The 14,914-nt window shown below is 53.4% G+C and carries 15 protein-coding genes; 4 read left to right on the forward strand and 11 right to left on the reverse strand.

The features are described 5' to 3' along the window. Window positions 1-14: 14 nt before the first annotated feature. Window positions 15-1,019 (reverse strand): transketolase family protein, encoded by a 1,005-nt coding sequence (locus AC1MDE_RS11705; RefSeq protein WP_058960072.1) that lies wholly within the window; start codon window positions 1,017-1,019, stop codon window positions 15-17. After that, window positions 1,016-1,876, reverse strand: coding sequence for a transketolase (locus AC1MDE_RS11710; protein WP_480344572.1), 861 nt, complete (start codon window positions 1,874-1,876; stop codon window positions 1,016-1,018). Before AC1MDE_RS11710 ends, AC1MDE_RS11705 begins: the two co-directional genes overlap by 4 nt. 183 nt (window positions 1,877-2,059) lie before the next feature. Between AC1MDE_RS11710 and AC1MDE_RS11715 the strand changes: the two genes are divergently transcribed. Further along, the gene (locus AC1MDE_RS11715) at window positions 2,060-2,953 is read left to right on the forward strand and encodes a LysR substrate-binding domain-containing protein (RefSeq protein WP_034826948.1); all 894 of its coding nucleotides are present in this window, start codon (window positions 2,060-2,062) and stop codon (window positions 2,951-2,953) included. Between the two features lie 119 nt (window positions 2,954-3,072). On the opposite strand, the gene AC1MDE_RS11720 is transcribed toward AC1MDE_RS11715, so the two are convergent. Then, window positions 3,073-4,323 carry a conjugal transfer protein TraF gene (locus tag AC1MDE_RS11720; RefSeq protein ID WP_058960069.1) on the reverse strand — a complete coding sequence of 417 codons (1,251 nt, stop codon included), beginning with the start codon at window positions 4,321-4,323 and terminating at the stop codon, window positions 3,073-3,075. Window positions 4,324-4,775: 452 nt separating this feature from the next. On the opposite strand from AC1MDE_RS11720, the gene zur reads away from it, so the two are divergent. Continuing rightward, the gene (zur, locus tag AC1MDE_RS11725) at window positions 4,776-5,297 is read left to right on the forward strand and encodes a zinc uptake transcriptional repressor Zur (RefSeq protein ID WP_480344573.1); all 522 of its coding nucleotides are present in this window, start codon (window positions 4,776-4,778) and stop codon (window positions 5,295-5,297) included. Between the two features lie 65 nt (window positions 5,298-5,362). On the opposite strand, the gene AC1MDE_RS11730 is transcribed toward zur, so the two are convergent. From AC1MDE_RS11730 to AC1MDE_RS11745, 4 genes are all read right to left on the reverse strand, one after another. Beyond that, window positions 5,363-5,575: a CsbD family protein gene (locus tag AC1MDE_RS11730; RefSeq protein WP_034826959.1), complete on the reverse strand. Its 213-nt coding sequence runs from the start codon at window positions 5,573-5,575 to the stop codon at window positions 5,363-5,365. A gap of 164 nt (window positions 5,576-5,739) precedes the next feature. After that, window positions 5,740-7,062: an MATE family efflux transporter DinF gene (gene dinF / locus AC1MDE_RS11735; protein WP_058960068.1), complete on the reverse strand. Its 1,323-nt coding sequence runs from the start codon at window positions 7,060-7,062 to the stop codon at window positions 5,740-5,742. A 126-nt stretch (window positions 7,063-7,188) separates the two neighbouring features. Beyond that, window positions 7,189-7,803, reverse strand: coding sequence for a transcriptional repressor LexA (gene lexA / locus AC1MDE_RS11740; RefSeq protein WP_034826962.1), 615 nt, complete (start codon window positions 7,801-7,803; stop codon window positions 7,189-7,191). Between the two features lie 105 nt (window positions 7,804-7,908). After that, the gene (locus AC1MDE_RS11745; protein WP_034826963.1) at window positions 7,909-8,277 is read right to left on the reverse strand and encodes a diacylglycerol kinase; all 369 of its coding nucleotides are present in this window, start codon (window positions 8,275-8,277) and stop codon (window positions 7,909-7,911) included. A 127-nt stretch (window positions 8,278-8,404) separates the two neighbouring features. On the opposite strand from AC1MDE_RS11745, the gene plsB reads away from it, so the two are divergent. Continuing rightward, window positions 8,405-10,828 carry a glycerol-3-phosphate 1-O-acyltransferase PlsB gene (gene plsB / locus AC1MDE_RS11750; protein ID WP_058960067.1) on the forward strand — a complete coding sequence of 808 codons (2,424 nt, stop codon included), beginning with the start codon at window positions 8,405-8,407 and terminating at the stop codon, window positions 10,826-10,828. A gap of 63 nt (window positions 10,829-10,891) precedes the next feature. Here plsB and ubiA read toward each other — a convergent pair whose 3' ends face one another. From ubiA to AC1MDE_RS11770, 4 genes are all read right to left on the reverse strand, one after another. Continuing rightward, complete coding sequence (gene ubiA / locus AC1MDE_RS11755) at window positions 10,892-11,758, reverse strand: 4-hydroxybenzoate octaprenyltransferase (RefSeq protein WP_200538060.1); 867 nt, start codon at window positions 11,756-11,758, stop codon at window positions 10,892-10,894. A gap of 24 nt (window positions 11,759-11,782) precedes the next feature. Then, the gene (gene ubiC, locus AC1MDE_RS11760) at window positions 11,783-12,301 is read right to left on the reverse strand and encodes a chorismate lyase (RefSeq protein ID WP_160868411.1); all 519 of its coding nucleotides are present in this window, start codon (window positions 12,299-12,301) and stop codon (window positions 11,783-11,785) included. Window positions 12,302-12,391: 90 nt separating this feature from the next. Further along, window positions 12,392-12,802, reverse strand: a complete 411-nt coding sequence (gene psiE / locus AC1MDE_RS11765; protein ID WP_058960065.1) for a phosphate-starvation-inducible protein PsiE — start codon at window positions 12,800-12,802, stop codon at window positions 12,392-12,394. A 70-nt stretch (window positions 12,803-12,872) separates the two neighbouring features. After that, window positions 12,873-13,571 (reverse strand): UTRA domain-containing protein, encoded by a 699-nt coding sequence (locus AC1MDE_RS11770; protein ID WP_058960064.1) that lies wholly within the window; start codon window positions 13,569-13,571, stop codon window positions 12,873-12,875. A gap of 223 nt (window positions 13,572-13,794) precedes the next feature. On the opposite strand from AC1MDE_RS11770, the gene AC1MDE_RS11775 reads away from it, so the two are divergent. After that, window positions 13,795-14,856, forward strand: a complete 1,062-nt coding sequence (locus tag AC1MDE_RS11775; protein WP_058960063.1) for an ABC transporter substrate-binding protein — start codon at window positions 13,795-13,797, stop codon at window positions 14,854-14,856. Window positions 14,857-14,914 lie beyond the last annotated feature (58 nt).

Genomic DNA, 14,914 nt, shown 5'->3' on the forward strand with positions numbered 1-14,914 from the left:
CTCCTTTCGCGCCGTTATGCCAGCCAGACGCGAATCGCGCTGACCATCGCTTCTGTGGAAATGCCGTAGCGGTCGTGCAAAGTGGGCAGCGCACCCGCATCCAGGAACTGATCGGGCAAGCCGATTTGACGAAACACGGGCATGACCTGCGCATGCATTAACGTGGTCGCCACCGCCTCACCCAAACCGCCGACCAGGCTATGGTTCTCAACCACCACCACTAAACGCCCGGCACGGCGGCACTGGGTGATAATGGTTTCAGTGTCCAGAGGCTTGATGGTCGGTACGTGCAATACCGCAACATCGACGTTATCGGCTGCCAGCGCTTTTGCTGTCTCCAGTGCTCGCATTGTCATAATCCCACTGGAAATCAGCAGCACATCACGGCCATCGCGCAGCAATTTGGCTTTGCCCAGTTCGAATTGATAATCGTATTCGTTCAGCACCAGCGGCACCTTACCGCGCAACAGACGCATATAAACCGGCCCCTGATGGTCAGCGATAGCGGCAACGGCTTGCTCCGTGTCCAGCGCATCACAAGGATCAACAATGGTCATGCCCGGAATACCCCGCATCAGCGCGATATCTTCAGTGGCCTGATGGCTTGGGCCGTAGCCGGTGGTTAACCCCGGCAGCGCAGCGCAGATTTTCACATTCAGCTGCTCTTCCGCGATCACCTGATGGATAAAGTCGTAGGCACGACGCGTGGCAAACACCGCATAGGTGGTCGCAAATGGCGTCATGCCCTCCTTCGCCATGCCACCGGCTGCGCCCATCAATAGCTGCTCTGCCATGCCCATCTGGAAATGACGTTCTGGATAGGCCTGGGCGAAGATATGCAAATCGGTGTATTTGGACAGGTCGGCAGTCAACCCAACGATCGACGGCCGGGTCGCAGCGGCTTTGACCAGCGCATGACCAAAGGGCGCAGCAACCGTGGCTTGTCCTTCTGCGGCAATTGAGGCAATCATCGCCGACGTTGTCAGGCGTGGCTTTTTCTCTGTGGTGATGCTGCTCATTGCGTGGCCTCCTGAGCCTGATCGAGGATGGTGATGGCCTGTTGCCACTCGTCAGCATCCACACGAATAAAATGATTCTTTTCACGCGCTTCCAGGAATGGCACGCCTTTACCCATTAGCGTGTCCAGCAGAATGACGCGCGGCTTGGGTTCGCTTAACGCGCGTGCCCGATCAAATGCCTGCTTCACAGCAGCAATGTCATTGCCATCCACACGCTGTACTTGCCAGCCAAACGCCTGCCACTTATCTGCCAGCGGTTCAAATCCCATGACTTTGCCAGAGGGGCCATCTGCCTGCTGCTGGTTGATATCCACCATGACGATCAAATTACTCAGTTGATGATGTGCCGCCCCCATCGCAGCTTCCCAGGTTGCCCCTTCATCCAGTTCGCCATCCGACATCGAGTTGTAAACAAAAGCCGGATTTCCTTTATGACGCAATGCCAATGCCATACCGACACCAATCGTCAGCCCCTGTCCGAGCGATCCGCCTGAAATTTCCATGCCTGGCGTGTAGGTCGCCATGCCAGACATTGGTAAGCGACTATCATCAGATCCATACGTTTCCAGCTCCTCCACAGGAATCACGCCCGCTTCAATCAACGTCGCATAAAGTGCAATCGCATAGTGGCCGTGGGAAAGCAGAAAACGATCGCGGCCTTCCCATTCGGGTTCTTCCGCGCGGTAATTCATCGCATGGCACCATGCCACGGCCAGCATATCAGCCAGTCCCAGAGCCTGGCCGATATAGCCTTGCCCCTGTACTTCGCCCATTTGCAACGCGTAGCGACGAATACGATAAGCGTGCTGTGACAGTCGCTGTGTAAGGCTCAATTCCGGTTCTGCAAGAGTCGTCATATCTGTTCCTGAAAGAAGAGAAAATCAGCAGAGTTGGCAAGCAGAAGAGCGATCTGTCATGGTGAAAGCTGCAGCGGATTCACGTGCCATTTTCACCTGCTTGCCGTTTAGCAGCAGATTACTCAGCCTTGGCGCCTGCCGACAAAAGCAAAAAATGCATCAACTGTTGAATGGGATTCACAAATGACATTATTAAAAAAAGCCCCACTGTCACTGTTGCGCGCGTTTGAAGCCGCAGGCCGCACAGGGGCATTTACCGCCGCAGCGCAAGAGTTGGATTTGTCGCCTAGCGCCATTAGTCATGCGATTCGTAAGCTGGAGGAGACGCTCGACACGCGCCTGTTTCAGCGCAGTACGCGCGAAATCATGCTAACCAAAGAAGGGGCAATCTTGCTGGAACATATCCAGCGGGGATTTGATGAGATGCAGCGTGGGCTTTCGCTCGTCACTGCTGATGAATCGCGGCCACTGCGTCTGCACACCGCGCCAAGCTTTGCCCATCAGTGGCTATTACCCCGCCTGGGAAGCTTTATTGCCGCACACCCACATATTGATCTGCGTCTTTCAGCCAGCACCGAATATGCGCGCTTTGAGCAGGATGACTATGATTTAGATATTGTTTATGGCGAGCCGCGTCCTTCGCCTTACGAGAAAATCCCGCTGGCCGTGGAGGAATTAACACCGCTTTGCTCACCAGAGATTGCCGCACGCATCCGCTGCCCGGAGGACCTCTATCACCAATCGTTGATTCAGTGCGATGTGCAACTCTACCAATGGAAGGGCTGGTTTGAAGCCAATCACCTGACGCCTCCGCGCCATTATGGTTTGCGCTTTGACCGCAGTTTTATGGCGATTGCCGCTGCCGTTGATGGTCTGGGAGTGGTGCTGGAATCCAAATTATTAGCAGAACGAGAGCTTGCCAGTGGGCGCTTAGTTTGTCCGCTGATTGAGACCACCCAGGAGATTCACTATATCGGCCATTACCTGGTGTTCCCACGGCATCAGCATCGCCACTTTGCGTTAGATAGCTTTAAAGATTGGCTACTTTCCCAGTTGAATCTGGCACAGCTTCGCTGATTGATAACGATCACAAATTCTGCGCCCAGGAATGAAACAGGCCGCCAATGGCGACCTGTTTTTGTGAGCATGTTCACGCCATTTAAGGGTGAATGTTAGCGTGATGTGAAATGACGCAATCAGAAGTTAAATCCGAGCTGCAGCATGCCGCCCCAGGTATTATCGTCACCCACTGAACCAGCAAGATCCAGATGCACCGTGTTGTTAAACGGTGAAACGCCCAGACCTGCGGTAACCACATTGGCATCATTTGATTTCATATCCGCACGATAACCCGCGCGCAGTGCTAACCAATCCAGCACGCGATACTCGGCCCCCACTCCCGCATATTGGCTGCTTTCTTCCGATTTGAAACGCTTGGTTTGCGTCAAATCAACATCGCCTGCCAGGGTGAACGCGCCGTAGTTCCAGGCCAGACCTGACGTGACCAGCGGACGGATTTGATAGGTATCGCGGTAGCCTTCCACTGTTTTGGTGTCAATGTCGCGTGAGATCAGGTTCTGCCCTGTCACACCCAACGTCCAATGCTCACCAAAGTCGGTCGCGATGCCTGCATCAATATTGAAGCCGGTATCGGAACTGCGGTATTGGCTGTTGTTGATATTACTTTTATCAAAGTTATAAATACTGGCGGTGTAGTTATACAGCCAGGTTTTTTGCAGCTTTGGTGTCACGCCCACAGAAACCGGATGGCCAGCGACATCAAATTCATGTGCCAGTGCCACACCATAGTCCGTGACTAGTGCTGCCAGACCATGACCGCTCGAACTCAGTTTATCCTGATCACCTGGCACGGGGATCACCGTGCCGTTAGCCACACCGCGCAGATAGGTAATATCGCTGCCCACAACGTTAGCCTGCACACTGGCCGTGCCGTAGGCTTTGGTAATAAAGGCAAAAGGCAGTGTTTCATTCGGTACAGTAACAGCAAAAGCGACACCCGCAGTACCGTGTGCTTTATCACCCTTTAAGTCATCCAGCTGATTAGCCATATCACCAGCCGCAGCCTTTAACTCCGGATAACCTCTTAAATAGTCGGCAAACGTCAGGTTGTCGATCACGTTTTTGTAGCGATCAACACTGTCCGTGATGTCATCAACTTTGTTAATTAATTTGTCTTTGTCGGTAACCTGCACACCGGCTGAAGGGAATATGACGCTGACATTATCTTCAGGTTTGGCTTTGGTCATCAATGCCGGGTTAGCCAGCACCGCTGAACTCCAGGTTGACGAAGCGACGCCGGTGCCACCCATGGCATCGTTACGCGCGTCATACCATGTACCTGCTGCCAGAGCTGAAGAAGAAAGAAATACTGCATTCAAACCAACAAGATAAGCTACTTTTTTGTGCCTGAATAATGTCTTCACCATGAGCCTGCCATCACCTTTGAAATGTCGCTGAATAACTCAGAAACGAAACAGTTTAGTTAGCCGCTATTCTGAACCCTGGCTAACGCATCATTGCTGTGAATTAAAAGGAAATAGCACTGCTGTTCGCAGAATTGGATACAACCACACCATTCTGCTGTTTAGTTATGCAGAAAAATGAACAAAACCTAAATTGATGCCAGATATTACTTAAGACCTTTTGAACCTTAGACGCTAACCCGGTGAGTTGCAAAGCAAAAATAGCGTGATAATTACGCTATATGACTGATCTCATAGAGGGTCTGAAATGAGCAGTTTTATCAGCACAACAGGAAGGTTAAGTTAATTTATTGATTAACGGGATTTTTCTAGGTCTTTAACCGGGTAAAAAGCAATCACAGCAGGGTAAAAGTTTGTGTGATAAAATAACATCGCCTGCAACCTGGAGAACACTTATGTCAAACCTCACGCCCGCACAACTGCTTACTCAGGCAGAATCCCTTTGCCTTGACCGCGGCGTGCGCCTGACCACTCAACGCGCTGAAGTGTTGCGTTTAATGGCTGAGCAGAATGGTTCGATCAGTGCTTACGATCTGCTGGATCAACTTCGCATCAGCGAGCCGCAGGCTAAACCTCCGACCATTTACCGCGCGTTGGATTTTCTGCTGGAGCAGGGTTTTATTCATCGTGTCGAATCAAACAACAGTTATGTGGTTTGCCACCATTTCGACGAGCCTGCGCATACTTCGGTGATGCTGGTGTGTGATGGTTGTGCGGCAGTCAATGAAAAACACGCACACGGCGTAGAAAAGATTATTTCGGGATTGGCCGATCAGGCCGGTTTCTCATTGCGCCACACGGTTATTGAAGCCCATGGTTTGTGCGAGAACTGCGCAGAAGTCGCAGCATGCAATCATCACGATAGCTGCGATCACGATCATGAGATTGATACGAAAAAGAGAGTGAGAAAAGGGTGAGTGGCACTTCCTTGTGCCTTGCCGACGGGTGATCGGCGGGGTAGGAGCATCTTCCTTAATTCCGGTTACCAGCGGTAATCTTTATTGTGACTTTCCCAGTCTTTCACTTCGCTTTCGGCCTGGTCTTTCGCGTAGCCGTAGCGTTCCTGAATTTTACCGACAAGCTGATCGCGCTTACCTTCGATGACCGTCATATCGTCATCCGTCAGCTTGCCCCACTTCTCTTTCATTTTCCCTTTAAACTGCTTCCAGTTACCGCTCGCTTCGTCTTTGTTCATCATAATCCTCCACATCATCCTGAGTGAGATGCGATGATCTCCTGATAAATCAGGTAATCACCCACACAACGCGCTACTCAATTGCGCCGTTTGAGATAATTATAGTAGCCAGATAGGATTACGCAAAAAAATACAGAATAATCTGTAGGTTACGCTTCGCTTATTCAAACAGTGAACCAGCTGTCGTGTCGCCAGTGGCGTCGCCACATCCACCAGAGCGTCAAGCCACGCAAGGCAAGAAACACCGTCACCGCCAGCCATAAGCCGTGATTACCGAGCCACGGGAGTGTCAGTAAGGCAAGCCCATAACCCACTGCCGCCATCATCATGCTGTTGCGCATTTCGCGCCCGCGCGTGGCGCCGATAAACATACCGTCCAGCAGATAACACCAGACACCGATCAGCGGCAGAATCACCTGCCAGCCAAGATAGCGATCGGCCATCTCTCGCAGTGGCTCAAGCGAGGTGAGCAACGCCACAATTTGGGGGCCGGTTATCGCATAGATGGCTGCGAACGCCAGGGCAACGATACCAGCCTGACGGCAGGCAGCATGCCAAATCAGTAATAAGCGACTGCGATCTCGCGCCCCCACCGCTTCACCGGAGCAGGCCTCCACGGCATAGGCAAAACCATCCAGCGCATAGGCCGTAAACGTCAGGAACATCAGCAGTACGGCATTCACCGCAACAACATCTGGCCCTAAACGCGCGCCCAGCAAGGTGAGTGACGCGAAACAGATTTGCACCATCAGCGAACGCAGCATGATGTCGCGGTTGAGCCGGAACAGGCGTGCCGCATCACCACGCCAGCTCTGTTTTAGCTGGTTGAAAGAAATGCCGCGCAACTTAAGCACACGTACCACCATCCATAACCCCACACCCAGCGTGACGTACTCTGCCACCGCCGTTGCCGCCGCCGCACCTGCAACGCCCCAGTGAAGCTTCAGCACAAACAGGAGATCGAGCAGGATATTCACCAGGTTACCGACAATGAGCAGCACCATCGGCGCTCGCGCATATTGCACGCCAAGCAACCAGCCCAAAATCACCAGATTGGCTAAGGTCGCCGGTGCGCTAAGCCAGCGAATGTTGATAAAAATTTGTGCCTGGTGCTGCACTTCCGGGCTGCCGCCCATTAATGAGGCTGCGATCAAACTAAAGGGCGCGCGCAGTAATAAAAACAGCACGCCCGCCACCAGGGCGATCAGCAGAGGTTGCGTCAACGCCCGCGCTAAGGCGGTTTTATCGTTCGCGCCAAACGCCTGCGCAGTCAAACCCGTGGTGCTCATGCGCAGGAACAACAGCAACATAAAGATGAAACTGGTCGCCGTTGCACCTACCGCCACGCCACCGAGGTAAATGGGGCTATCGAGATGGCCAATCACTGCCGTATCGACGACACCGAGCAGCGGAACGGTAATATTGGAGAGAATCATCGGCAGCGCCAGCCGCCACAATGCTTTATCTGAGGAGGAAAACAGCCGCATTCGCCCGTTCCATTGTTGCGCTGGTCAATAGGACCATTAACCGACAATCAGCCTGAGGAGGAAAATCAATGTATCAGACTGCGGTCAGCACAGCGACCAACCGCAGCGGGGGAATTCAATGAGAGATTAAAGCCATTCGCCGTTACGTACGATGCCCACAGCCAAACCTTCAACGGTCAGAGCCTGCTCACGGGTATCGACCACAATCGGCTGGAATTCGGTGTTTTCTGGCAGCAAATGCACAATGGCACCCTGCTTTTTCCAGCGTTTGACGGTCACTTCATCATCAATGCGCGCCACCACAACCTGACCATTACGGACTTCCTGGGTTTTATGCACTGCAAGCAAGTCGCCGTCCATAATCCCGATGTCTTTCATCGACATACCACTCACCCGCAGCAGAAAATCGGCGGTAGGTTTAAACAGATTGGCATCAACCTGATAGTGCGCTTCGATGTGCTCTTGCGCCAGCAGCGGCTCACCGGCGGCCACGCGACCGATCAGCGGCAACCCTTCGGAGACTTCTTCTTCCATTAGCAGGCGGATGCCGCGAGATGCACCGGATACAATCTCGATGACGCCTTTACGCGCCAGTGCTTTCAGGTGTTCTTCCGCAGCATTGGGCGAGCGAAAACCCAGTTGCGCAGCAATTTCCGCACGCGTTGGCGGCATGCCGGTCTGGTTAATGTGGTCGCGAATCAGATCATAGACCTGTTGCTGCCTGGTGGTTAACGCTTTCATCCCGCCCCCTGGTTGTTTATACAGTCGCTGTGAGTATATACAGGTATTGGCGAAATGAAAACCAAAACAGAGGGAAAAATCAGCGGTTTGAAGATTCTGGAATACCTATCGCAAATGCGACCAGAGCAGTGCGATCCAGACAAACAGAGCCAGTAAGATAGCCAGCAACACCGCCGCTGAGCCCATATCTTTTGCTCGTCCGGCTAAAGGATGACGCTCTTGCCCAATGCGGTCCACCACCGCTTCAATGGCGCTATTCAGGATTTCAACGATGATCACCAGCACCACGGAGCCAATCATCAGCACACGGGAAATCGCATCAACATCCAGCCAGCAAGCCACCACAATCGCCACCAGTGCAGCAATGGCTTCCTGACGAAATGCGGCTTCATGTTTCCAGGCGGCGCGCAAGCCCTGCCAGGAATAACCGGCTGCATTCACTATTCTTTGAATACCGGTGACGTTATTTGCCATGCTTTGGAACCCTTGATGTGATTTGGCGTCAATATGTGGGCTATCTGAGGTCGTGTAAGCCACAGATCTTCGTTGCACTTTCTGGTATGCTTGCCGCGCTTTGCTAACAAGAGGCTTTAAGTTGTCTATGTCAGGTTGGCGTAAACTTTATTACAAACTATTGAATTTACCACTCTCTTTTTTGGTAAAGAGTAAGGTCATTCCGACCGATCCTGTCTCAGAACACGGGATCGATCCGACTCGTCCAGTGATGTATGTTTTGCCTTATGATTCAAAGGCTGACCTGCTCACTCTTCGGGCACAGTGCCTGAAACATGATCTGCCCGATCCGCTGGCTCCGCTGGAGATCGACGGCACGCTACTGCCGCGTCACGTGTTTATTCATGATGGCCCACGCGTATTCCCCTATTTCGTTGCCAATCCTGAGTCGGTGAAGCTATTCCACGACTATCTCGATTTGCACCGCAGTAACCCTGATCTCGACGTACAGATGTTACCAGTTGCGGTGATGTTTGGTCGTGCGCCGGGACGCGAAATCCAGGGAGAAGATACGCCACATCTGCGCATCCTTAATGGTGTAGAGAAATTCTTCGCCATTTTGTGGCACGGACGTGACAGCTTTGTGCGCTTCTCGCCGACCGTTTCCCTGCGCCAGATGGCGACGGAGCACGGTACGGATAAGTCGATTGCCCAGAAGCTGGCACGCGTGGCTCGCATTCACTTCGCGCGTCAGCGCCTGGCTGCTGTAGGCCCACGTCTGCCTGCGCGTCAGGATCTGTTCAACAAGCTGCTGCAATCCAAAGCGATTGAAAAAGCGGTTGAAGACGAAGCGCGCAGCAAAAAAATCTCGCACGAGAAAGCCCAGCAGAATGCTGTTGAGATGATGGAAGAGGTCGCAGCGAACTTCTCGTATGAGGCCATTCGCGTCACAGACCGCGTGATGGGCTGGCTGTGGAGCCGCCTTTATCAGGGCATCAACGTCAACGGTGGCGAGCGCGTGCGTCAGCTGGCGCAAGATGGCCATGAGATTGTGTATGTGCCCTGCCATCGCAGCCACATGGACTATCTACTACTCTCTTACGTGCTCTACCATCAGGGGCTGGTGCCGCCACACATCGCGGCCGGCATCAACCTGAACTTCTGGCCAGCAGGTCCGATTTTCCGTCGTCTGGGTGCTTTCTTTATCCGCCGTACCTTCAAGGGCAACAAACTCTATTCCACGGTGTTCCGTGAATATCTCGGCGAGCTGTTCAGCCGCGGTTATTCGGTAGAGTACTTTGTTGAGGGTGGACGCTCGCGTACGGGCCGACTGCTGGATCCTAAAACCGGCACCCTGTCCATGACGTTGCAAGCGATGCTGCGTGGCGGTAGCCGTCCGATTACGTTTGTTCCGATCTACATCGGCTATGAACACGTCATGGAAGTGGGTACTTACGCTAAAGAGTTACGTGGCGCGGCCAAAGAGAAAGAGAGTTTCCTGCAGATGGTGCGCGGGTTACGTAAACTGCGCAATCTTGGCCAGGGCTACGTTAACTTCGGCGAACCCCTGCCGTTGATGAACTATCTGAACAAAAACGTGCCGGAATGGCGTGATGCGATCGATCCGATTGAACCACAACGCCCGGCATGGATGACGCCGACCGTAAATGATATTGCGGCACGTCTGATGGTGCGTATTAACGAAGCCGGTGCCGCCAACGCCATGAACCTGTGCGTCACCGCGCTGCTGGCTTCTCGTCAGCGTTCCCTGACGCGTGAGCAGTTGATTGAGCAACTGGAATGCTACACCCAGCTGCTGCGTAACGTGCCTTATTCACCGGAAGCGACTGTGCCGGAGATGAGTGCTGAAGCGCTGCTTGATCACGCCATGGGCATGAACAAGTTCGAGACGGAACAAGACAGCATTGGCGATATCATCATTCTGCCGCGCGAGCAGGCCGTCCTGATGACCTACTACCGTAACAACATCCACCACATGCTGGTCATGCCATCGCTGATTGCCGCTATTGTGCAGCAGCATCGTGAGATCAGTGAGGCGGAGCTGCTGCGTCAGGTGAGTCTGGTTTACCCGATGCTGAAGAGTGAGCTGTTCCTGCGCTGGGATAACGCAGAGCTGCCAGGCGTGCTGAATGCCCTCTGTGCTGAGATGGCGCGACAAGGCCTGATTACCGAGCATGATGGGCAGTTACGCATGAATCCGGCCCGCCATCGTTCATTGCAACTGCTGGCTGCCGGTATCCGTGAAACGCTGCAGCGTTTTGCCATCACCTTCGCCATTCTGAGTGCCAAGCCGACGATTAACCGCGGCACGCTGGAGAAAGAGAGCCGCACGCTGGCGCAGCGTTTGTCGGTGTTGCATGGCATTAACGCGCCAGAGTTCTTCGACAAAGCAGTGTTTACCGCGCTGGTGCTGTCACTGCGTGATGAAGGCTACATCAGTGATTCAGGCGATGCCGATGCGGAACGCACCCACATTATGTGGCAGATGCTGGCAGAGCTGGTGACCAGTGATGTCCGTCTGACCATTGAAAGTGCTGTAGCCCACGAATAACGTCGGGCATAAAAAACAGAAAGGCGACCTTCAACGGGTCGCCTTTTTTATGGCAGCAACCCCTTAAAACAGGTCAATAAATGGCTGAGTATTGAGAAGTACGCCGATAAACAGCACCAGACCAACGTAGTTATTATTTAGAAAGGCCTGGAAGCAAGGATCGCGTTCACGTTGAGCAATCAGCTTTTGTTGATACACAAAGAAGCCGCCCGCCACCAGCAGTGACCAGTAAAACGCCCCGTTCAGATGCAACATCAATCCGACTAGCGCCATTAGCCCCAACGTGGCCAACTGCAATAAGCCGATGATCAATTTATCGAAACGTCCGAACAGAATCGCTGTGGATTTCACGCCAATCTTTAGGTCGTCATCACGATCAACCATCGCATATTGCGTGTCGTAAGCCACCGTCCAGCAGATATTCGCGAAGAACACCAGCCAACAAACAAGAGGTAAGGACTCACTAACCGCCGCCCAACCCATTGGAATCGCCCAGCCGAATGCCGCTCCCAATACCACCTGGGGTAAATGGGTGTAGCGCTTCATAAACGGATAGACCCACGCCAGTGCCAGGCCACCAAATGACAGCAAAATCGTCATACGGTTCATGGTCAGCACTAGCGCAAATGCCAGCAACCCGAGCACGACAAACAGGATTTTGGCCTCTTTCTCCGTCACCGCGCCGCTCGCCAGCGGACGCGATGCGGTCCGTTTGACATGACCATCCACCTTACGGTCCGCATAATCATTGATCACGCAGCCCGCGGCACGCATCACAATGACGCCGAGCACAAATACCACCAGCACAGACAAAGGCGGCACCGCCATGCCTGATAACCACAGTGCCCACATGGTGGGCCACAGCAGCAACAGCGTGCCAATCGGTTTATCGATGCGCATCAGGCGCCGATAAGCCTGCCATTTGGTCATAGTTAAGGTTTTTTCCACAATCCTTTATCCTTGATTCAGCGCGCGATACAACGGCGACGCTGGTAAAAACAGTTCAGTTAGCAGCAGCGGTTTGCCTGATAAACGCAGGCGCGAGCGACGTCCCCACAGATCGTCCACCTGACCGGGATCGATAAAATCGCGGCTCAGCGTCGAGGAGGCGAAAAGATAGCGCCCCAGCGGACGGGTGCCAAGATTTTGCAGCATCTGCTCCGGGCCGTTCAACGTGCTTTCTGGCACCACGGTTCGCCCAATCAACCAGGGTTCGCCATCGCCGCACAGCACGATTTCACGTAACCAAAAGCGATCATCGGCGGGCAGGAATTCCGCTTCTGGCGCCATCTCGTCAGCGGTAATAAAGCTTTCGCGGATCAGTTCCACCGTCACCTGCTGGCAATGCTGCTCGAAGCGACGCGTCATGGAGTCTTCCTCCAGCAACCAGTCAAGCAGAGGGGGGGAAAGCAAGGGGGAAGTGGCTGGCAGCCAATGCAGTGCGAGTAACTGGCGCAGCGCGTGATGCGACATCAGGACATCTCCGGAGAAAAAGTTGCCCTAGTTTAACGCAGAGAATCGGGCGTGGCACTGCTGGTTGTGCCACGCCAGACAGAAGGGGGATTATTCGCGCTTTAAGCGATTACTATTGGCTAACCACAGCGTGACCACCAGAATTAAAATCGCCGCTGAATAATAAAGCGTGTCGAACGGGTTTTTATGGTCAACGATAATCAGACGAATGATTGCGGTGATGCCGATATAGATGAAATAACGCAGCGGGAAGTGATAGCCGGACTGGAAGTACTTCACTATCAGCGCGATAAATTCGAAATAGAGAAAATAGATCACGATGCCTTCGATCAGCAGGTAAGAAGACGCCTGCTCACCGGTGCTGAACAGCACATTGGCTAAATGGATTGTCTCTTTGCCAAGAAACACCACCAGGATGATGGCCAACGTCACCAGGCCAATATTCAGAACCCACTGTAATACCGAAGCAATAAGCTGCCCCGGTGCTGATTTTGTTGTCATTTTTGTGCGCCTCAAAGTACGGAAACTCTCTGAGGCTATCATGCTGTAGTGTGATCGAAATCACAATATGCTACACATCAACATCCACACAGAGCGCGTCATAGCGCCAGTACTCGCAGTCACAGTCGATGACCCGTTTGTGTTGATCGCGGTTAATGCGTGTAATGAGTAATCCGGGAGTTCCGCTGGCGACATTGAGTGCAGGTGCCGCGCGCGCAGGAAGCGGGCCGGGCAGAATGGTAAAGCGAGCGCCGCCGTAACGAATGCCATAGCGCTGATCGTAGAGATCGGTAAGTGAGCGGGTGAGGTCTTCCTCTAGCAGGCCGGGAAAAAAGGCCGGATTGAGGTAATGCTCCACGTACAACACCGCGCGCCCATCAATACGTCGCAGGCGTCGAATGCGAAACACGCTATCCCCTTCCAGTAACTGCAAATGTCGTGCAATCACCAGCTGTGCCGGGACTTCCCGTGCCTCAATCACTTCAGTGAGAGCGATGCGCCCTTGCTCGGCGGCCATGGCATGAAAGTGGCTGTGATGGGCCGGGTTATACACCAGCCTGGGTGGGGCGAGAAACCAACCTCGACGCAGTTCACGGTAAATGACGCCCTGCGCTTCCAGTAAGCCCAGCGCCTCACGCAGGGTAATACGCGTGGTGGAATAATGTTCACTTAAACTGCGCTCTGCCGGCAAACGTCCGCTGGTAAATTCACCGTTTTCAATGCGTTCGCTCAGCGCCGCAGCAATCACATCCACCGTTTTCGACGACATTTTTTAGCCTCATTTTGGGGCAATTCTGCACTATGACAGTTCGATGACTACAATATGACAGGCATATCCCACGCTTTTGCGCGCTGTATCCGCATGTGGAGCTACGCGTCACACCACATTTCACCACCATGGTCATAAAACCTTCATCTGATCGGGCTACATTGGCTCGGTTCTTGCTGGACTAGACCAAGACGTCCCACAACTTACACCCGGAGCAACCGAGATGAAAGCGTTTATCTCCTCTGTAGTAGCCAGTGCCGTACTGCTTGCGCTGCCCGCCGCGCACGCCGCCGATAACGACCTTGCCGCGCTGGAAAAAGCCGCGCGTGCTGAGGGCCAGGTCAACAGCGTCGGTATGCCAGACAGCTGGGCGAACTGGAAAGACACATGGAATGACATCAACAGCAAATATGGCCTGAAGCACAGCGATACCGATATGTCATCGGCGCAGGAGCTGGCTAAATTTGATGCAGAGAAAGAGAACGCCAGCGCCGATATCGGTGATGTGGGTGCCGCGTTCGGTCCGGTTGCTGTGACCAAAGGTCTGGCACAACCGTACAAACCAACGCATTGGGATCAGATTCCGAGCTGGGCAAAAGACAGCGATGGAAACTGGATGCTGGCTTACACCGGCACCATCGCCTTCCTGATCGACAAGCAGCAGGTGAAAGATGCACCGCACAGCTGGGCCGATCTGAAGAAAGGTAAGTATGTGGTCACTATCGGTGACGTCGGCGTGGCTGCTCAGGCGGCTAACGGCGTACTGGCGGCCAACTACGCGATGGGCGGTGATGAGAAGAACCTGAAGCCAGCCCTGAAATTCTTTGGCGAGCTGGCTAAAGAAGGCCGTCTGGGCGTGACCGATCCGGTGATTGCCAACATTGAGAAAGGTGAAATTCAGGTTGCCGTGGTATGGGACTTCAACGGTCTGAATTATCGCGATCAGATCGACAAAAACCGCTATGAAGTGGTGATCCCGTCTGATGGCTCCGTGATTTCCGGTTACAGCACCATCATCAACAAATACGCCAAACACCCGAACGCCGCCAAACTGGCGCGTGAATACATCTTCTCTGATGCCGGTCAGATCAACCTGGCGAAAGGTTATGCACGTCCAATCCGCGCTGAGCATTTAACTCTGCCAGCCGATGTGCAAGCCAAACTGCTGCCGCAGTCTGAGTACAAAAATGCCCGCCCGATCAAAGATCAGGCTGCATGGGATAAGAGCTCGAAAATGCTGCCGCGTCTGTGGCAAGAGAACGTGATTATCAATATGAAGCAGTAATTTGCACACACCCTGGCGGCGCGATGTCGCGCATCGATACGCAATACGTTGCGCCGCT

The organism is Pantoea folii, assembly GCF_056678875.1.